At 68.0% G+C, this 17,943-nt stretch carries 16 protein-coding genes; 2 read left to right on the top strand and 14 right to left on the bottom strand.

Features of this window, described 5'->3' with window-relative positions:
• Nucleotides 1-51: 51 nt before the first annotated feature.
• The 11 genes from N864_RS03555 to N864_RS03505 form a co-directional block, all read right to left on the bottom strand.
• Nucleotides 52-1,044, bottom strand: a complete 993-nt coding sequence (locus tag N864_RS03555; protein ID WP_034713594.1) for an NADPH:quinone oxidoreductase family protein — start codon at nucleotides 1,042-1,044, stop codon at nucleotides 52-54.
• A gap of 46 nt (nucleotides 1,045-1,090) precedes the next feature.
• The gene (locus N864_RS03550; RefSeq protein WP_034713593.1) at nucleotides 1,091-2,212 is read right to left on the bottom strand and encodes a CaiB/BaiF CoA transferase family protein; all 1,122 of its coding nucleotides are present in this window, start codon (nucleotides 2,210-2,212) and stop codon (nucleotides 1,091-1,093) included.
• Nucleotides 2,209-3,879, bottom strand: coding sequence for an AMP-binding protein (locus N864_RS03545; RefSeq protein ID WP_034713592.1), 1,671 nt, complete (start codon nucleotides 3,877-3,879; stop codon nucleotides 2,209-2,211). The genes N864_RS03550 and N864_RS03545 overlap by 4 nt, the downstream gene beginning before the upstream one ends.
• Nucleotides 3,876-4,934 (bottom strand): acyl-CoA dehydrogenase family protein, encoded by a 1,059-nt coding sequence (locus N864_RS03540; RefSeq protein WP_034713591.1) that lies wholly within the window; start codon nucleotides 4,932-4,934, stop codon nucleotides 3,876-3,878. The genes N864_RS03545 and N864_RS03540 overlap by 4 nt, the downstream gene beginning before the upstream one ends.
• A gap of 89 nt (nucleotides 4,935-5,023) precedes the next feature.
• Complete coding sequence (locus tag N864_RS03535; protein ID WP_034713590.1) at nucleotides 5,024-5,923, bottom strand: 3-hydroxyacyl-CoA dehydrogenase family protein; 900 nt, start codon at nucleotides 5,921-5,923, stop codon at nucleotides 5,024-5,026.
• A gap of 12 nt (nucleotides 5,924-5,935) precedes the next feature.
• On the bottom strand, nucleotides 5,936-6,814 hold the full coding sequence (locus tag N864_RS03530) for a 3-hydroxyacyl-CoA dehydrogenase family protein (protein WP_034713589.1): 879 nt from the start codon (nucleotides 6,812-6,814) through the stop codon (nucleotides 5,936-5,938).
• Nucleotides 6,815-6,834: 20 nt separating this feature from the next.
• Nucleotides 6,835-7,593 carry an SDR family NAD(P)-dependent oxidoreductase gene (locus N864_RS03525; RefSeq protein ID WP_034713588.1) on the bottom strand — a complete coding sequence of 253 codons (759 nt, stop codon included), beginning with the start codon at nucleotides 7,591-7,593 and terminating at the stop codon, nucleotides 6,835-6,837.
• The gene (locus N864_RS03520) at nucleotides 7,590-8,813 is read right to left on the bottom strand and encodes an acyl-CoA dehydrogenase family protein (protein ID WP_034713587.1); all 1,224 of its coding nucleotides are present in this window, start codon (nucleotides 8,811-8,813) and stop codon (nucleotides 7,590-7,592) included. The genes N864_RS03525 and N864_RS03520 overlap by 4 nt, the downstream gene beginning before the upstream one ends.
• Complete coding sequence (locus N864_RS03515; RefSeq protein ID WP_034713586.1) at nucleotides 8,810-9,601, bottom strand: enoyl-CoA hydratase/isomerase family protein; 792 nt, start codon at nucleotides 9,599-9,601, stop codon at nucleotides 8,810-8,812. Before N864_RS03515 ends, N864_RS03520 begins: the two co-directional genes overlap by 4 nt.
• Nucleotides 9,598-10,824 (bottom strand): CaiB/BaiF CoA transferase family protein, encoded by a 1,227-nt coding sequence (locus N864_RS03510; RefSeq protein ID WP_034713584.1) that lies wholly within the window; start codon nucleotides 10,822-10,824, stop codon nucleotides 9,598-9,600. Before N864_RS03510 ends, N864_RS03515 begins: the two co-directional genes overlap by 4 nt.
• An 81-nt stretch (nucleotides 10,825-10,905) precedes the next feature.
• Nucleotides 10,906-12,210 carry an MFS transporter gene (locus N864_RS03505; RefSeq protein ID WP_205620852.1) on the bottom strand — a complete coding sequence of 435 codons (1,305 nt, stop codon included), beginning with the start codon at nucleotides 12,208-12,210 and terminating at the stop codon, nucleotides 10,906-10,908.
• Nucleotides 12,211-12,495: 285 nt separating this feature from the next.
• Between N864_RS03505 and N864_RS03500 the strand changes: the two genes are divergently transcribed.
• On the top strand, nucleotides 12,496-13,572 hold the full coding sequence (locus tag N864_RS03500) for a TIGR03617 family F420-dependent LLM class oxidoreductase (protein ID WP_034713581.1): 1,077 nt from the start codon (nucleotides 12,496-12,498) through the stop codon (nucleotides 13,570-13,572).
• Nucleotides 13,573-13,891: 319 nt separating this feature from the next.
• Here the strand turns inward: N864_RS03500 and N864_RS03495 are convergent, their stop codons facing one another.
• The 3 genes from N864_RS03495 to N864_RS03485 all read right to left on the bottom strand — a co-directional run bounded on the left by N864_RS03495 (nucleotide 13,892) and on the right by N864_RS03485 (nucleotide 16,727).
• Nucleotides 13,892-14,785: an aldo/keto reductase gene (locus N864_RS03495; RefSeq protein ID WP_051518141.1), complete on the bottom strand. Its 894-nt coding sequence runs from the start codon at nucleotides 14,783-14,785 to the stop codon at nucleotides 13,892-13,894.
• A 71-nt stretch (nucleotides 14,786-14,856) separates the two neighbouring features.
• A complete protein-coding gene (locus N864_RS03490) occupies nucleotides 14,857-15,264 on the bottom strand; it encodes a (R)-mandelonitrile lyase (protein ID WP_034713580.1) in 408 nt (135 codons plus the stop codon).
• Nucleotides 15,265-15,359: 95 nt separating this feature from the next.
• On the bottom strand, nucleotides 15,360-16,727 hold the full coding sequence (locus tag N864_RS03485; RefSeq protein WP_240474195.1) for an MFS transporter: 1,368 nt from the start codon (nucleotides 16,725-16,727) through the stop codon (nucleotides 15,360-15,362).
• Between the two features lie 181 nt (nucleotides 16,728-16,908).
• On the opposite strand from N864_RS03485, the gene N864_RS03480 reads away from it, so the two are divergent.
• A complete protein-coding gene (locus N864_RS03480) occupies nucleotides 16,909-17,823 on the top strand; it encodes a helix-turn-helix domain-containing protein (protein WP_034713578.1) in 915 nt (304 codons plus the stop codon).
• The last annotated feature ends 120 nt before the right edge of the window (nucleotides 17,824-17,943 follow it).

Raw genomic sequence — 17,943 nt, 5'->3', positions numbered from 1 at the left:
ACTCCGCTATCGCTGTGCGTCCCATCGGCGCGATGCGAATATCGTTGAGGATCAACGTCGTTGACTTCCACCGGTGACAAGGACCACCTTCCCCCTGACCTTCCCGTCCTTGACGTACTCGAGGGCCTCGCTGGCTCGGTCGAGCGGGAAGGTGGTGTCGATCGCGGCATCGAGCCGGCCGTCTGCCAGCAGGCCAAGGACCTCTTCCATGCAGGTACGCATGGTCTCGGGCTCGCGGTCCCGGTAGTCGCTGCTCTGCAGGCCGCTCAGGCTGATGTTCTTGACGAGGAGGTGCCCCGGCTTGATGGGATTCTGGCCGCCTGATGCGAATCCGACGATGACAATGCGTCCCTCCCATGCCGTTGCCCGGATGATCTGAGTGAGGAAGTCACCGCCCAGCATCTCGAGAACCACGTCGACCCCGTGCCCGTCGGTCGCCTGGTGAAGGTCGTCACGCAGCGTCTCGGGAGTGGAGGTGAGGACGATGTCGGCGCCCTGCCGACGGGCCAACGCCGCCTTCTCCTCGTCCTGTGCGAGAGCTATCACCGTGGCACCGAAAGCCTTGGCCAGCTGCACACCGGCCGAGCCAACGCCTCCTCCGGCACCGGTGACGAGGACGGTCTCGCCCTTCCTGAGCTGTCCTCGGCGGATCAGCCCGAAGTGGGCGGTCGAACCCACGAGGCCAATCGCGGCCGCCTCGGTGTAGTCGACTTCGTCAGGCAGGTGCATGACGAGCTCTTCGGGGACCCGCAACTGCTCGGCGTAGGCGCCGTGTTCGACCAGTGCCAGCACGCGGTCGCCCGGGCTGAGCCGCGTCACCGCGTCGCCGACGGCGATGACCCGGCCCGCCGCCTCCTTCCCCGGGCTGAACGGCCGACCCGGCAAGTTCTGGTAGGTGCCCTCGACGACGAGGATGTCGGGGAAGTTGACGCTGGCGGCGGCGACCTCGATGACGACTTCGCCAGGAGCCGGCGTGAGATCTGGGACTTCCTCTACGACGAGACCGGATGGTTCGCCGAACTCCTTGACTAGTACTGCTCGCATGTTGCATCTCCTTCTCGGTTGCCGCGGGCCGTCGCGATGGCCGGACTCACGCCCAAGGGCTTTCATCGGGGAGGGTGTGGAGCGCGGGATAGGTCAGGGTGCGCTCGGCTCCGCGCAACGCGGTCTCGATGGGGCTGGCGAGGGTGGGGATCGACTCTCCGCCACCCGGTGGGGTGACCCGGTCCGACCCATCGGTTCGGACGAGGCCGTTCGCGACGGCCTCTTCCCAGGTGGCGACGACGGCCGTGCAGACGTCTTCGCCCTCGAAGAGGTCCTCCCAGTACGCCGCTGGCCGTTCAGCGAAGCGAGCCGTCAGTGCTTCGATGACCGCGGTCTCACGCCCGCGGTCCTCGCGGAGAGGTTCGTCGAGCTCCACGAGGTGGCACAAGCGCTCCCAGAACCTCTGTTCCAGGGCCGCGCACGCAATGTGGCGGCCGTCGGACGTCGGGTAGATCTGGTAGCGCGGGCTCCCCCCTGTGAGCAGCTCTCTGCCCGGCTGGGGCCAGGAACCCGACGCTTGGTGGGCCGCGAGGTACCCGTATGCCAAGGTCTGCAGGTTGTGTGTCATGGAGACCTGGATGTGCACGCCCTCACCGGTTCGCTCCACCTGCCGAAGTGCCAGCAGGATGTTGACGACAGCCGGGTACGTGCCACCGGCGATGTCTGCCAGCACGGTCACCGGCAGGGTCGGCGCGCCTGTCTTGTCCGCCACGACGCCGAGCAGTCCCGATTGGGCGAGGTAGGTGAGGTCGTGTCCTGCCCGGCCGGCGAGCGGACCGTCGGGCCCATACCCGGTGATCGAGCAGTACACGACGGCCGGAGCGACAGCTCGAACCGCTCCATAGCCTAGGCCAAGTCGATCAGCGACCCCGGGTCGGAACTGCTCGACGACGACATCGGCCTCGCCAGCCAGGGCGAGGACCCTGTCACGCTGCTGCGGGTCCTTCAGGTCTGCGGCATACGCCCGCTTGCCTCGGTTGAGGACGGCGTAGTTGGCGCTGGCCCCGCCGAACTTCGGCTCGTAGGTGCGCATTTCGTCGCCCGGTCCGCAACGCTCGATCTTGACGACATCGGCGCCCGCCTCTGCGAGCATCAAGGTGGCGAGCGGACCGGGGAGCAAGGTCGAGAGGTCAAGGACTTTGACCCCCGAGAGGGGAAGACCAGTCACAAAACCATCTCGCGGAGCTTGAACTTCTGGATCTTGCCGCTCGGCGTCGTGGGCAGCTCCGGCACGTGCACCACCCGTTCAGGCAGGTAGTGCTTCGACAGCCCTTGGGCCACGAGGTACTCGGACAACGACTCCACGGTGAGCTCAGCCGCCTCCGGACGGGTCACCACGACGGCACAGATGCGCTCGCCCAGGCGCTCGTCGGGGATGCCCACCACCGCCGCGTTGAGCACGTCGGGGTGGTCGAAGATCACCGACTCGACGTCCGTGACGGGAACGTTCTCGCCGCCGCGGATGATGATGTCCTTCGAACGGCCCCGCAGGGAGACCCAGCCGTGCTCGTCGACGCTCGCCCGGTCACCGGTCCTGAACCACTGGCCGGGTAGGTAGGCCTCTTCGGTGGCGTCGCGGCGGTCGTAATAGCCGAGCGTCAGCGCCGGGCCCCGCACCAGCAGCTCGCCGACTTCCCCGGTGGGCAGCTCGAGGCCGTCGCCGTTGACCACCTTGACGGATGAGCCCTCGAAGACCGAGCCGTCCGTGCGCTGGATTGGGGCCGGCTCCTTGGGAGTGCTCGACATGATGATGCTGCACTCGGTCATGCCCCAAGCTGGGGCGACGTACGCGCCCAGGGCCTTGCTCGCGACCGCCGGCAGGTTCCGCGGCACCGGGGCACCGGCAATGACGAGACACCGCAGCGGCGAAGCGGGGTCGTCGACAAGGTTCGTGCGCATCATGTCCTGCAGGAAGGTGGGCGCGCCGAAGAACATGGTGACCCCCTCCTCCCGGATGACGTCGACCCCCCAGACCGGGTCCCACCGGTCCACGTAGACGCCTCGGCCGGCCAGCAGGGTCGTGAGGAGGATTCCCCAGACGAAGCCGGTGTGGTGGCCCGCAGGAGAAGCAACCAGGTGAACGGCCGGGCTGCCGTAGACGTCAGCACCGATGTGTTCCGCCTGGCGGCGTACGGAGTAGAGCAGCGTGTTGTGGTTGTGCATCGCTCCCTTGGGCTCACCGGTGGTCCCTGAGGTGAACCCGAGGTAGCAGATGCGGTTCGGGTCCGGCTCGGGGAAGGAACGGGAGGGCACGTCGGCATACGAGCTCCACAGCGACTCCTCCGGCTCAAGCTCGGTGCCGTCCTCGTCGAGGACGATGATCCGTTCGAGGGTGGGAATCTCTCGCCGAAGGGTGCGGGACAGTTCCAAGTGGTTATTGCTGCGCCAGCGACGTGGGATGACGAGGACCTTGGCCTTGCTGCGACGCAGGATGGCCGCCGCCTGGATCTCTCCATAGGCGACGGGGATACCGACATAGATGGCACCGATCTCGTTGATACCGAAGACCAGCTCCGGATACTCGATCCAGTTCGGCAGCATCAGCACGACTGCGTCGCCCTCTTTGACCCCGAGGGAGGCAAGCACACTCGCCGCGTGGTGTGCGTTCGCGTCGAACTCTCGAAACGTCCTGCTGACCCGCTGTCCGTCGGTGCGGCGCCCCACGAGTGCGACCCGATCCGGGTGCGTCTGTGCCGCCTCGGTGAGAACCGACCGCAGGGATCGGTCCTCCCACCAGCCCTCGGCCCGCCACCGGGCCGCGGTCTCGGCGTCGAGGGGGGTGTACTGCCCGTCGAGCACGTCGGTCAGCGACATGCTGGGTCGTGTCTCGGTCATGACGGATCCTTCCTCAAGATCTGGGGCGTGCTGTGCCCGACGAGACGCCGGCCGGCGGCGCGCGCCGCGGCCTGCGTGTCGACAGCGGCTCGCAGGGACACCGCGTCACGGAGCCGGCGCTCAACGGAGTATTCGGTGAGATAGCCGTAGCCACCGTGCGACTGCAGCGCGGCCGCCGCGACCTCGATCGCCTGGTCGCATGCTTCGCGGAGGACCGCGGCGGCCTGGACCGGTTCGGATGGCATCGCAGCAGCCGCGGTGAGGATGACCGCGGTGCGGGCCGCCTGGCTGAGCAGCGACTGGCGGACGGTGGGGATGGCGGTGAGGGCATCGCCGAACTGATGCCGGCCGCTCGCGTACTCGAGCGCCTCGTCCGCCGCAGCGCCCGCGATGCCGGCCGCCACGATGGCGGCGCCCAGGGCAAGGCGGATTCGGGCGGTGACGACGTCTGGGGCCCCGAGGCGGTAGAAGTTGTCCGCGGACGCATTCACGGAGACCTGGCACGTCTGGGAACCTCCGAGTCCCGTCGTCCGGACCGGTCCGGTCGACAGGCCCGCGGGCAGCACGAGGGTTGCCTCCTCGTCGCCGTCAAGAACGACTAGGTGTGGGCTCTTGCTCGCGGCATCAACCCGGTCGATGGTGCCGACCAGGTGGTCGCCCGACCAGGAGAGGTTGACGTGCGCCGAGGCGGCATCGACAACGGCAACGTTGGCGCTGCCCGCATGGATCGCCTGCACCAGTGACGTACAGGCTTCCTCCCGGCCCAGCAGGTCCACCGCCGCGTGCGCTTGGACCGACGCCCACCCGACAGCGGGCCAGGACCGACCCATGCGTTCAAGCGCCACGGCGGTGGTCAGTTCGTCGGCGCCGCCCCCGCCCATCTCCTCCGTGGCGCCCAAGGTCCACACGCCCAGTCCGGCGAGCTCGGCGATCAGCGCACTGACCTGCACCGGAGCGGCGTCCTCGAGGAGGACGGCGCGGTCGGCGGCGAGCGAGTCCAGTGTCGCGGCGAGGACACGCTGGTCGCTGTCAAGGGTTGGGCCGCGCCACGTCATGACGACACACTCACTGTGCGGTGGTCCACGCCGTCACCGCAGGCGCCGGTTTCCTGATACCCCATCATGGCCTCCTCCTCCAGGCTTGATCAGGACGTCTGGCTTGGGCCAGTCCGGAAGCCTGAGCCGCTCTTGGCCCCGAGATGGCCCGCAGCGACCATCTGGCGCAGGAGCGGCGGTGCGGCGTACCGAGAGTCAAGGGTCGCGGCGTAGGCCGCCTCTGTCGCGTTGAGATGCACGTCAAGACCGATCATGTCCAGCATCTCGAGCGGCCCGGACCGGTAGCCGAGGCCGAGTTTCAGGGCGACGTCGATGTCCTCGGCTGTCGCGAGTCCGTCATCGAGTTCCTGGATCACGTCATTGAGGTAGGGCAGGAGCAGGGCGTTGACAAGGAAGCCCGGCCGATCCTTGACCCTGACCGCGATCTTGTCCGCGAGGGAATCGACAAGCGCCTCAAGCCGATCGATGAGGCGTTCATCGGACTGCAGGGCGTGGATCACCTCCACCGTGCGCATGGCGGGTGCAGGGTTGAAGAAGTGCAGCCCGGCGCATCGCTCGGGGTGCGGCAGCGCCGCCGCGATGGCCGTCACGGACAACGCCGAGGTGTTCGTGAGGATGGGCGTGTCGTCGGCGACGACAGCGGCGACTTCGGTGAGGAGTGAGGTCTTGACCTCCAGGTCTTCGCTCACGGTCTCGAGCACGGCGTCCACGTCTGCGAGATCGCCGACTGCCGTCGTGCCCCTGATCCGGCTGAGGATCTCTGCCTTCTCGTCCTCGGTCACCTTGCCGCGTCTGATGCCGCCGTCAAGGGCCGCCGTGACCGCCGCGACACCGGCTGCAAGTCGGGCCTCGTCCTTCTCGAGCGCGATCACGGTGCGGCCCGAGGCCGCGAGCACCTGCGCGATCCCGGCCCCCATGGTGCCGAGTCCGAGGAGCCCGAACGTCGCGAGGTCGAGCGGGCTCTGGGTGTCAGTCGTCGATGGCGTCATCGTGCGTGCTCCTTAGGACCCGAACAGGCGGGTGTCGTCGTACTCGTAGAAGCCCCGGCCGGTCTTCCGGCCCAGGTCGCCGGCCGCGACCATGCGATCCACCATCGGTGGGGGGAAGAAGCGTGGGTCGCGCAGTTGCTCGTAGAGCCGCATGGCGACCTGCTGGTGAATGTCCATGCCGACGATGTCGAGCAGTCGGAACGGCCCCATGGGGTGGCCCAGGGCACCGAGGACGGCGGCGTCGATGGACTCCTTGGTGCCCAAGCCGGCCTCGAGCGCCAGGATGCAGGAGTTCTCCCATGGGATGAGGAAGCGATTGACGATGAAGCCGGGACGATCCTGGGTGACCACACTCGTCTTGCCGAGGGAGTGGAGGAACTCGATGGTCGCCTTGTGGGCCCAGTCCGCCGTGTGTCGTCCGTCGGCCACCTCGACGAGCTTCATGAGGGGGGCGGGGTTGCAGTAGTGCGTCCCGACGACCCGGCCGGGGATCCGCGAACCAGAGGCGATGCCGGTGACGGACAGAGTGGATGTGTTCGTGTGGAAGAGGGTGGATTCCGGGACGATGTCGTCAAGTTGACCGAAGAGGTCCTTCTTGAGGGCGAGGTCCTCGAAGACTGCCTCAACGACGACGTCGCTCCGGCTGAGCTCGGTCAGGTCCGTCGTTCCGTGTAGGGCGGCCTTGGCGGCCTCGGCTTGGTCCGTTGTGAGCTTCCCCTTCTTGACGCTGTTGTCGAAGAAGCCGTGCACGGTGCCGATGCCGCGTTGGAGGTTGGCCTCGTTGACGTCGAAGAGCAGCGTGCTGTGGCCGGCCCGAGCCATCACGGTGGCGATGCCCGAACCCATGGTCCCCGCGCCGAGCACTGCGACGGTCTTCCGTTCTTGGTTCATTGTGTTCCTGCCTGTCGGTGTCAACGGACGCTCTGGCCGCCGTCGATGACGACGACCTCGCCGGTCATGAAGTCTGAGGCCGGGCCAGCGAGCAGCAAGAGCCACGGCTTCAGCTCGTCGGGTTCGCCCATCCGCCGCGCCGGGATCGCGCGTACCACGTGGGAGAGCGTCTCCGGGTCGTCCCGCATCTCGGCGTTGAGCGGCGTGGCGAAGTAGCCAGGGGCGATGGCGTTGACCTGGACCCCGAAGCGTGCCCACTCGATCGCCATCGACTTGGTGAAGCCGATGACCGCGGCCTTCGAGGCGGAGTATGCCGCGTGGTTGGCGACGCCTTGGAGCGCAAAGTTGGACGCGATGTTGATGACCTTCCCGTCGCCCTGCGCGACGAGGTGACGTCCCACCGCACGAGTCGCGAGATAGGTACCGCGCAGATTCGTCGCGATCACGCGGTCCCATTCGTCTGCGGGCTGCTCGATCAGCGCTCGTGTCGCCACGATCCCCGAGTTGTTGACCAGGATGTCGACGCGCCCGAAGGTCTTCACCGTGGCGGTGACCATGGCCTCGACCGCATCCTCGTCGGTGATGTCCGTGGGGGCTGCCAGAGCGCGTCCTCCCCGCTGCTCGGCGTCAGCCACGAAGCGGTCGAGCTCCGTGCCGGTCCGCGCGGCGACGGTCACGGCGGCGCCGGCGTCGATGAGCGCGTCGGCCATCGAACGCCCCAGTCCCCGGCCTGCCCCGGTGACGATGGCGACCTTGCCGGTGAGCGATGCGCTGGTCATGAGAGGGCCTCCAGGGCGCGGGTGGTCTCACGGCCGATGAGCAGCCGCTGGATCTCGTTGGTGCCGTCGTAGATCTGCGTGACCTTCGCGTCGCGGAGGAAGCGTTCGACGCCGAGGGCGGCAAGGTCACCGTGCGGGCCGAGGATGCGGGTCGCCTCGACGGCGGCCATGAACCCGAGATCGGTGCAGGACTGCTTCATGATCCCGACCGACCCAGGTGAGATGTGCGGGTCGCGGTCCGCCTGACGTGCGACCGCGTGCAGCAGCAGCCGGCCCTGCAACAGCCGGCCGCGCAGCTCGGCGAGCGCGAAGGTGTGCTCCTCGGGGATCCGCTTGCCGTAGCGGTCTGTGAGAAAGGCCAACGTGCGGGCATAGGCACCGCGGGCCAGGCCGACCCCTTGCGCGGCGGCGCTCAGCCGCGTCTTCACCACTGAGCTCATCACGACGGGCCACCCCCCTCGCTCCTCGCCGAGAAGGTTCTCGCGGGGCACGGCCACTTGGTCGAAGAAGAGTTCGGCCGTGCTGGAGCCGTTCATTCCCATCTTGTGGAACGGTTTCCCTCGTTGGACGCCCTCCCAGTTGCCCTCGACGATGAAGGCCGTCACACCCTTGCGGCCGAGGTCGCGGTCCACGGTGGCGAAGCAGATGATCACATCGGCCCGATCACCGGTGGTGATGAACGTCTTCTGTCCGCTCAGAGACCATCCGTGCTCCGTCGGCGTCGCGGTCGTGCGCAGGCTCGCCACGTCAGATCCCGCATCGGGCTCGGTCACCCCAATGGAGCCGAAGGCGGTTCCTTGGATCAGTCCGGGAATGTACCGGCGCTGTTGTTCCTCGTTGCCGCAGAGCAGGATCGGGTAGGCGGCATGCATCTGCGTCATGAAGATCAAGCTCGTGGCGGCGCAGGCGGCGGTGATCTCCTCCATGGCAAGGGCGTACGCGACGTTGCTGTCGCCGGTTCCACCCAACCGCTCCGGGAAGAGCAGTCCGCCGAGGCCGGCCTCGTTGAGGGCGCCCACCCCCTCGAGGGCGAAGGCGTGCTCTGCGTCGATGGCGGCAGCGCGGGGGGCCAGTTCCCGGGCGGCAATGCCGCGGGCGATGGCCCGGACCTCGCGCTCCCGGTCGGTGAGTGCCCCGTCCGCGACGGGTTCGTCCACGGCCTTCTGCAGCGCCTCGTAGGCGGTCGGGTCGGTGTCGATGGAGAGTGCTGCGACGGTCAACGTCGATCCCCTTCCGTTACGAATCGTGGCGGCCGGCGCTCGAGGAAGGCCGAGATGCCCTCGGCTGATTCGTCTCCAGCGATGGCGAGGGCTGCCATGCCCGTCTCCGCGGTAAGAGCGGCGTCGAGGGAAGCGTCGCGGCCGATTTCGAGCGCCGTGAGAATGGAGCGCACGGCGACAGGGCCCTGCCGCGCGATCGTGCGTGCGATGTCCATGGCGGCCTCGTGCAGGTTGTCCGGCGCCACGGGGGGCACCGGCGTGAGGCCAAGATCGTAAGCCCGGTCGGCGTCGAGCCTGCTGCCAGTGAGCATGAGGTGCGCAGCGATCCGTTCACCCACCGCTCGCGGTAGCCGCTGGGTCCCGCCGTAGCCGGGGATCAGTCCCAGTCCTGACTCAGGCAGGCCAAGAGAGGCACGGGTCGACAGGACGGGGATGGTGGAGGCGAGGATGAGCTCAAAACCACCGCCCAGTGCCAGGCCGTTGACCGCGGCGATGACGGGGATGGGGGTCCGCTCGATCGCCCGGAAGGCGGCCTGACCGGCCCGCATGACTTCATGGGCTCGGTCTGCGCCCATCTCTGCGAGTTCCTTGAGGTCGGCGCCCGCGCAGAACGCCTTCTCCCCGGCGCCGGTCAGCACGACGGCGCGGCAGGCGGGATCGTCGGCCGCCTCCCGAACCGTATCGACGAGAAGGCCGATCACGTTGGTGTTGAGTGCGTTGAGTGCGTCGGGGCGGTTGATCGTCAGTTGCAGCACCCCGTCACACTGCTCAGTCAGCAGTTCGGTCACAGCACGGCCTCATGCTCAACGCGCTGCGACCGACCGAGAACTCCGGCCTCCACCAGGCCGCCGATGTCGTCGGGCGTGTAGCCGATATCGAGGAGGACGGACTCGGTGTCGGCCCCCAGTTCCGGGAACCGCTCATTGCGCGGGGTGGGGCAGGAGGCCAACCGGAACGGACTGCGAACAGTGACCATCGCGCCACCGGAGTACGGGACCGGCATGAGCGAACCGCGAGCGGTCACCTGTGGGTCCGTGACGACCTCAGAGAGGGACTGGACGGCCGCCGCCGGCACCTCAACGGCGGCGAGGTCGGCGAGCCACTCCGCGGCCGGACGAGTGACGAGCCGCGCGCTCACGGCCGCCGTGATGCGAGCGCGATGGTCGCGTCGGCCGGCGTTGTCCCGGAGGGCCGGGTCTGCAGACAGGTCCTCCAGCCCCACAACTCGGCAGAACCGCTGCCACATGGCGTCGTTGCCGATGGCGACGACGATGGTCCGGTCAGCCGTCTCGAAGGGCTGGTACACGGCAAGCACGGAGTCGGTGCCGCCGCTCGGCGACGGTTCCGGCTCACCGGCATGGAAGGCCGCGATGCGGGGTGCCATGAGGGCGAGGTCGCTGTCGAGCAGGGAGACGTCGATCACCTCGCCGATCCCCGAAACCCGCTGGCGGACGAGGGCGGCGTTGATGGCGATGGTGGCGCACATGCCGGTGACAATGTCGGAGAGCGCGGTTGAGACGCGCTGCGGCGCTCGGCCCTGCTCGCCGGTGACCGACATCAGCCCGGAGCGGGCCTGTGCCACCAGGTCGTACCCAGGAAGCGAACTATCCGGGCCGTCCTGCCCGAACCCGGACATCGCGCAGTAGACCAGGCGAGGATTGCGTGCCCGGACAGTGTCGCTGTCAATCCCCATCCGTTCGAGCTTGGCGGGGTTCATGTTCTGGAGGAAGACGTCCGCGGTGTCGAGAAGGCGAAGCAACGCCTCCCGGCCCTCCGGCGCTCCGAGATTGAGCACGACCGACTGCTTGTTGCGGTTGGCCGACGCGAACCACGCCGAGGCGCCGTCTACGAACGGCGGACCCCAGCCGCGGGCGTCATCCCCGCTGTCCGGCCGCTCAACCTTGATGACCGAGGCGCCGAGATCCGCCAGGTACATGGCGGCCGTCGGTCCGGCATACGACGTGGTGAGGTCAACGACACGTACGCCGTTCAACGGTCCGAGCTCAATCACCTTCAGTCACTTCCTTCGAGATTGTCGTTCGTGGGCCGGCAGGTCCGCCGTCGGAGACCACCTGCCGCAGCGGCTGGAGAACTACGCGTCGTACGCGACGAGCGCAGCGGCCGCCCGCGGGTCACCGGGCGGGGCGGGACGGGTGGACCACGCAATGTCGTCCTGGCGGGTTTCCCGAGCAATGGCGACCGCGACAAAGGTGAGGACGCCGGCGACCATGATGTAGAGCGCGAGTGGCGAGGCACCCTCGAAGCGGTCCAGCAGGGCGGTGGCCACGAACGGTACCGGCGCGCTGAACAGCAGGCCGCCCAAGGTGTAGGCGATGCCGGCGCCGCTGTACCTCAACTGGGTCGGGAACAGTTCCGGGATGAAGCTGGCCTGGGGTCCGTAGCTCAGGGCGTGGCAGAGCGGCAGCGCAATGATCAGCGCCAGGTAAATGGCTGCTGTGTTGTGCGTGTCGAGCAGCCAGAAGAAGGGGAAGCCCATCAGGACGGTGAGCGCGCATCCGGTGAGCAGCACGGGCCGGCGCCCGAACTTGTCGCACAGCCCGGTTGCCAGCGGCATGGTGAACATCTGGATCAGGGAAGCGATGCACACAGCCCCGAGGACGGTGTTTCGGCTGACGCCCTCATCGACCCCATAGGTCAGCGCGAAGACGGTGGCCATGTAGAACGGAACGTTGGCGGCAGCAACGGAGAGGGCGCCGAGTAGGACACTGGGTCCGTCCTCGCGGAACACCGTCGCTGCTGGAAAGCGCTCTTCCTGCCGCGTGGCCTTGATCTTCTTGAAGGCTGGCGAGTCCTCGATCTTCAGCCGGATGTACAGGCCGACTGCGACGAGCAGACCGCTGGCGAGGAAGGGTACGCGCCACCCCCAGGACTCCAGCTGGGCCTCCGGCAGTTGCTGAATGAGGTAGAAGAGCCCCGTGGCGAGGACGAGCCCCAGCGGTACGCCGATCTGCGGCCAGCTCCCGTAGAAGGCCCTCCGGTTCGCGGGAGCGTGCTCAACGGCCATGAGGACGGCGCCGCCCCACTCGCCGCCGAGGGCGAGACCCTGGAGGAGCCGGCAGAGCACCAGCAGCACGGGAGCGAGAATGCCCACGTGGGCGTAGGTCGGCAGCAGGCCGATCGCGATGGTGCCGAGGCCCATCATGAGCAGGCTGGTCACCAGCATTCTCTTGCGGCTGAGTCGGTCGCCGAAGTGGCCGAAGATGACCGCGCCGAGCGGCCTGGCCGCGAATGCGACGCCAAAGGTCGCGAAGGCGGCCAACGTGCCCGCGAGTGGGTTGAGATCAGGGAAGAACAGCTTGCCAAAGACGAGCGCAGCTGCTGTCCCGAAGATGAAGAAGTCGTAGAACTCGATCGTGGTGCCGATCAGGCTGGCCACTGCGACCTTCGTGATCGAGACGTCCCTGGTGTCGGTCGTCGAGGTTGACACGATGCCCTCTCAAGTCGGTCTGGCCTGCATCGCCGTTAAGGGAGCGGTCCCTACACGGCCTTGTGCATTGATGGAACCGTACAGATCTTAGACAGCGTGCGCAAGGTTTGACATTAAGCATTCATCTGCTGGCCGACATGTGAGACGGGTCGCTTCTCGCTTCGCGACCGGTGTTTATCCGATGTTTGACATTACGCTTGGCACGACTCACTCGCGTGCAACGAGAGGTGAACGGTGAAGATTGACGCCCGCTTGGACCCCGGTTCTCTCGATGACATCCGGGATGCGGCACGGCACGCGGAGTCGGCGGGTTACGGCGGCCTGTGGACCTCCGAAACGGCTCACGACCCGTTCCTGCCTCTCGTCGTTGCCGCAGAGCACACCTCGCACATCGAGTTGGGATGCGCCGTCGCGGTTGCGTTCGCGCGCAACCCCATGACGGTGGCCAACGCGGCACACGATCTGCAGCGCTTCTCCGGTGGCCGGTTCACCCTGGGGCTCGGTACGCAGGTCCGGTCTCACGTCGAACGCCGGTTCTCCATGCCGTGGTCCTCACCCGCGGCGCGGCTCGAGGAGTTCATCCATGCGGTCCGCGCGATTCTCGGCTCGTGGGAGGAGGGCACGCCGCTGTCCTTCGAGGGCGCGTTCTACCGACACACCCTGATGACCGCCATGTTCCGGCCAGAACCGCACGGCCTCGGCATGCCGCGCATCATCATCGGAGGAGTCGGGCCGGCCATGGTGCGGACCGCGGGCCGGGCGGCGGACGGTCTTCTTGTCCACGCCTTCTCGACCCCGTCCTATCTGGAATCGGTCGTCCTACCTGCGGTGACGGAAGGGCTGGACGCTCGCGGGACGCTGCGGACCGCGTTCGATGTCAGCTGTCGCGTCTTTCTGGCTACCGGCCGCACTGAGGACGACATCCGCGCTGCGACGGAAGCCGTGCGTCGCCGGATTGCCTTCTACGGCAGCACCCCGGCATACCAGCCGGTGCTGGAGCACCACGGTTGGGGCGAGCTCGGCAGCGAGTTGAACCGGCTGTCCCGGACCGACGACCCTGATCGCTGGGCGACCATGGCTCAGCTGGTGGACGACCAAGTGCTTGGCACCTTCGCCGTCATCGCGCCTCCGGCAATGGCCGGCGCAGCGCTCGTCGAACGATACAGCGGCATCGCGGATCGCCTGTGGTACTACACCCCCTACCACCCGGATTCCGGTCTGCTGGACGAGGTGACAGCGGCCGTGCGCGACTCCAGCCCCGCCCGCGCAGAGCGGGGTTCGATGCCGGCAGGACCTGTTCGAGAGTCGTAGCCTCAGCCCACCAGTGCGAGCAGGACCGTTCGGCCCATGACGGTTGTGCAGTCACGCCGCGACCAACCGTGACCCTCCATCCCCTTGGTACATTGGAATCAAGGCACGTCCTGCCTTGGTCACGCGACTAATTGCCATGCCAACGAATGGCCCGAACCACCCAACTCCATCGCCAAAGGGCACCCTCTGGGGTTCAAGGACCAACGCTGCCCGCCGCCCAAGACGCGGCCCAAGATGCTGTTTGTCAGAGGCCCACATGCTCCGTGTGAGAGGCCATCACATCCTCGCCGGCGAGCAGCACGCAAAGGTGGTTGCATGACTACTCGTTGCACGCCGTCACCCGTGCTGGCGGCGGCGGCTCCTTCCCGCTGTACACGGGAAAGGCGGAGTGCTCGCCGTAGTCCCGGAACTGCAGGCTTCGCAGAGCGTCCATGTCGTCGTCCGAGATGATGAAGTCGGCCTGGGCGTTGGCGCGCATGTGATCGGGGTTCGCCGTCTTGGGCAGGGAAACGGTGCCGAGCTGCAGGGTGTATCGGATGCACAGCTGCGGGACGGTGACCGCGTAGCGCTCGGCGATCGCTGTCACGTCGGGACTCTTCAGGATCTGTCCGTGGGCGATTGGTGAGTAGGCCTCCACGAGGATGTTCTTCTTCTGACAGTAGGTGATCAGATCTGCCGGGGTGTTCCCCACGTGCACGAGCAGCTGGTTCACCTGGGGCGCCACCGTGCAGGACTGCAGGATGTTCTCAAGGTCGTGCCGCTCGAAGTTGGACACGCCGATGGAGCGGAGCTTGCCCGCCTGGTACGCGTCCTCGAGGGCGCGCCAGGCCTCCCGGTTGCCCTCGGCGTAGTCCCCGCCGCGGAAGTCGCTCCACGGCTGCGGGCTGTGGATCAGCATGAGGTCGATGTAGTCGAGCCCGAGGGTGGCCAGCGAACCGTCGACCGCTGCGGCCGCCTCGTCGTAGTCCTTGATCTCGGCCGCGAGCTTGGTGGACACGAACAGGTCCTCGCGCGGGACGCCGCTGGAGCGGACGCCTTCGCCGACGCCGCGCTCGTTGCCGTAGGCCTGCGCGGTGTCGATGTTGCGGTAGCCGGCCGCGACCGCGTCAGTGACGGCCTGGGCGGCCTTGTCGTCGTCGATGAACCACGTCCCGAGGCCGAGCTTGGGGATGGTGACCTCGTTGGACAGCGTGTACGTCTCGTTCAGGATCATCGGTGCGTTCTTCCTTTGCCGTCGACCGTGCGGGGTCGCGTGATGCGGCCGCGCATCGTGTCTGTGGTGGTTCAGGCGCCGTACTCGGCGTCGGTGACGTGGTCGAGCCAGGTCACGACCTGGCCTTGGTCGTCGGCTTCTTGGATGGCGACGTGGGCCATGAACCGGTCCGGGGTGGCTCCGTGCCAGTGCTCCTCGCCGGGCTCGATGTAGACGACGTCGCCGGGTCGGATCTCCTGGACCTGGGTGGCCCCGTTGTCGCCGCGGCGGGCGACGTAGCCGATGCCGTCGGTGACGTACAGGGTCTGGCCCTTGGGGTGGTGGTGCCAGGCGGTCCGCGCCCCGGGGGTGAACCGGACGTGGGCGCAGCCGACGGCGGACTGGTCGTCGGGGTTGCGGATGCCGTCGATGTAGACCGTGCCGGTGAACCAGTCAGCGGGGCCGGTGGCGGTCTGGCCGCCGCTCTGGGTGAACTTCATGATGTCTCCCGTGTTTCGGTGTTCCGGCGGTGGTACCCGCCGGTGGTCGCGGTCAGCGGAGCGGGGGCTCGTGCGTGGAGGTCCAGCTCGCCTGCTCACGCCGCTGTCCGTGCTAGGTCGGCGCCCTGATGTGCGGCGAGGGACGCGTCGGTCTCGAGGTGGTGGACGGGCCGCAGCACGGTCGCGGCGGCCGCGGTGAGAAGGGCGACGGCGGCGGCGAGAAGGAGGCTGGCGCGCATGCCCGGCATGAAGGCGCCGTGCCCCAGGAGCGCGCCGAAGACCGCGACCGCGAGCGCGCCACCGACCTGGCGGCTGGTGTTGAACACCCCCGAGGCCACGCCGCCGCGGTCGGCCGGGACGCTGTCGAGCAGGATCGCGGTGGTCGGCGGCATCACGAGCGGACCGGCGAGCCCGACAAGGACCATCAGCGCGGCCAACACCGGCAGCGGTGTGGTGACGCCGATGAACGCGAGTAGGGCAAGTCCGAGCACCATCGAGACGAGCCCGGTGACGATGACCGTCTTGCCGCCGAGGCGTTGCACGATCCGCGGTGCGAACGGGGTGAGCACCAGCCCGATCAGCATCATCGGCAGGAACACCACGCCGGTTCCCAGCGGGGACAGGCCACGGACCTGCTGCAGGTAGAGGCTCATCACGAACGGCAGCCCGTAGTAGCCGACCATGAAGGTGAACCCGATGACCACCGGCGTGGCTGCGTTCCGCGCCCGGAACAAGGCCACCGGGACCATCGGGTGATCGACGCGCGTCTGGCTGAGCAGGAACGCCACGATGCCGACCACCGCGGTCCCGAGCGCGACCAGGACGGGTGGGGAGGTGAAGCCGCGGTCGCCGGCCTCGATGACGCCGAAGGTGAGACCGCCCATGGCGAGCACGCCGGTCAGCTGCCCGATCCAGTCGAATGGGGCCCGCTGGCGGCTGGTCGTAGCGGTACGGGCGATCAGGAGCAGGGCGAGGGCCCCGACGGGCACGTTGACGAGGAAGATCAGCCGCCAGCTCGCGAGACTGAGCAGTCCGCCGAGGACCGGCCCGGCGGAGGAGGCGATGGCACCGCCCATCGCCCACACCGCGACCGCGCGCGCCCGCATGACTGGGTTCGGGAAGGCGTGCCCGAGCAGCGCCATCGAGGCGGGCATCATGGCGGCGGCCGCGGCGCCCTGCACGAACCGGGCTGCCACCAGGAGCCCGAGAGTGGGTGCCGCGCAGCAGCCCGCGGAGGCGACAACGAACAAGACCATGCCGTAGGCCACCGCCTTCTTGGCACCGACCCGGTCCGCGAGCGAACCGGACGAAAGCAGCAGTGCGGCGAACATCAAGGTGTAGCCGTCGACCACCCACTGCAGCCCGGCGATGCCGCCGCCGAGGTCGGTGCGGATCCGTGGCAGCGCCACGTTGACGATGACGGCATCCAGCGTGATGACGAAGAAGACGAGCGTCGCGGCCACCAACGTGGTGGTGGACCGACCTAACCGCGAAGGCGGTGTGTAGGCGGGGTCGGAGATGGAAGGGGGCATGTCTCCATGCAAGCCCGGTTCAGGTGCACGAAACAGGTGGCGTTCTTCCGGGTCACGACGCGACCCCCCACACGCTGCTCGAGGGTCGTCAAGCGGCCGTAGCGTTGACACCGTGAGCAGGAGAAGCCAAGAGGCGCGGGACTTCCTCGTCAGCCGCCGCGCCAAGATCACGCCCGAGCAGGCCGGGCTGCGCCGCTACGGCGGTCAACGCCGCGTCCCCGGGCTGCGCCGGGAAGAGGTCGCCATCCTCGCCGGCGTCTCCGTCGACCACTACACCCGCCTCGAGAAAGGCAACCTGTCCGGGGTGTCCGACAGCGTCCTCGACGCGGTCGCCGGCGCTCTGCAACTCACCGAAGCAGAACGCATCTACCTGTTCGACCTCGCCCGTGCCGCTAACGCCGCGAGCAGCCGACGCGAGCGGCCAACAGCAGCGACCATCCACCCGTCCCTGCAGCGCGTCCTGGATGCGATGACCGGTGCGGCGGCCTTCGTGCGCAACGGGCGCCTGGACATCCTGGCCACCAACCTGCTCGGCCGGGCCCTCTACTCGCCCGTGTTCGACAGCCCCACCCGGCCCACCCCGGCCGCGCCACCGAACATCGCCCGATTCCACTTCCTCGACCCCAACGGCCCCGACTTCTTCCCCGACATCGACACGTCCGAGAACACCGCAGTCCAGCTGTTGCGCGCCGAAGCCGGACGCCGACCGCACGACAAGCAGCTGACCGACCTCATCGGCGAGCTGTGCACCCGCAGCGACAACTTCGCCCGCCGGTGGGCCGACCACGACGTCCGCAGCCACCGCACCGGCCTGAAACGCTTTCGCCACCCCGTCGTCGGCGAGCTCGCCGTCTCCTTCGACGGGATGGACCTGCCCGCCGATCCCGGACTCACCATGACCGTCTACACCACCGAACCCGGCTCCCCCGACGAGGAACGGCTGCGCCTGCTGGCCGTCTGGGCTGCAACTGAACTGACGCCCGCCCCGGTGGCCGCGCCGGTCAGCGACCCGGCATCGCACGCCTGACCGAAGCCACGGACCGAGCCTTTAGCCTCGATCCATGGACCGACAGTGGGCGGATCGGTGAGTTCGGCGTGGCGGGCTATGGAAGTGCCTCTGGGACAGGAGGATCGGGAGTGCTGACGT

The organism is Intrasporangium chromatireducens Q5-1, from assembly GCF_000576575.1.
GTDB lineage: Bacteria > Actinomycetota > Actinomycetes > Actinomycetales > Dermatophilaceae > Intrasporangium_A > Intrasporangium_A chromatireducens.
This window is presented reverse-complemented; position numbering and strand designations above follow the sequence as displayed.

Coding starts and splice junctions, on each gene's coding strand:
- N864_RS03530 (WP_034713589.1), bottom strand. CDS start 6,814: ATGAACCAAGAACGGAAGACCGTCGCAGTGCTCGGCGCGGGGACCATG.
- N864_RS03495 (WP_051518141.1), bottom strand. CDS start 14,785: ATGATCCTGAACGAGACGTACACGCTGTCCAACGAGGTCACCATCCCC.
- N864_RS03490 (WP_034713580.1), bottom strand. CDS start 15,264: ATGAAGTTCACCCAGAGCGGCGGCCAGACCGCCACCGGCCCCGCTGAC.
- N864_RS03540 (WP_034713591.1), bottom strand. CDS start 4,934: ATGACGTGGCGCGGCCCAACCCTTGACAGCGACCAGCGTGTCCTCGCC.
- N864_RS03555 (WP_034713594.1), bottom strand. CDS start 1,044: ATGCGAGCAGTACTAGTCAAGGAGTTCGGCGAACCATCCGGTCTCGTC.
- N864_RS03545 (WP_034713592.1), bottom strand. CDS start 3,879: ATGACCGAGACACGACCCAGCATGTCGCTGACCGACGTGCTCGACGGG.
- N864_RS03525 (WP_034713588.1), bottom strand. CDS start 7,593: ATGACCAGCGCATCGCTCACCGGCAAGGTCGCCATCGTCACCGGGGCA.
- N864_RS03535 (WP_034713590.1), bottom strand. CDS start 5,923: ATGACGCCATCGACGACTGACACCCAGAGCCCGCTCGACCTCGCGACG.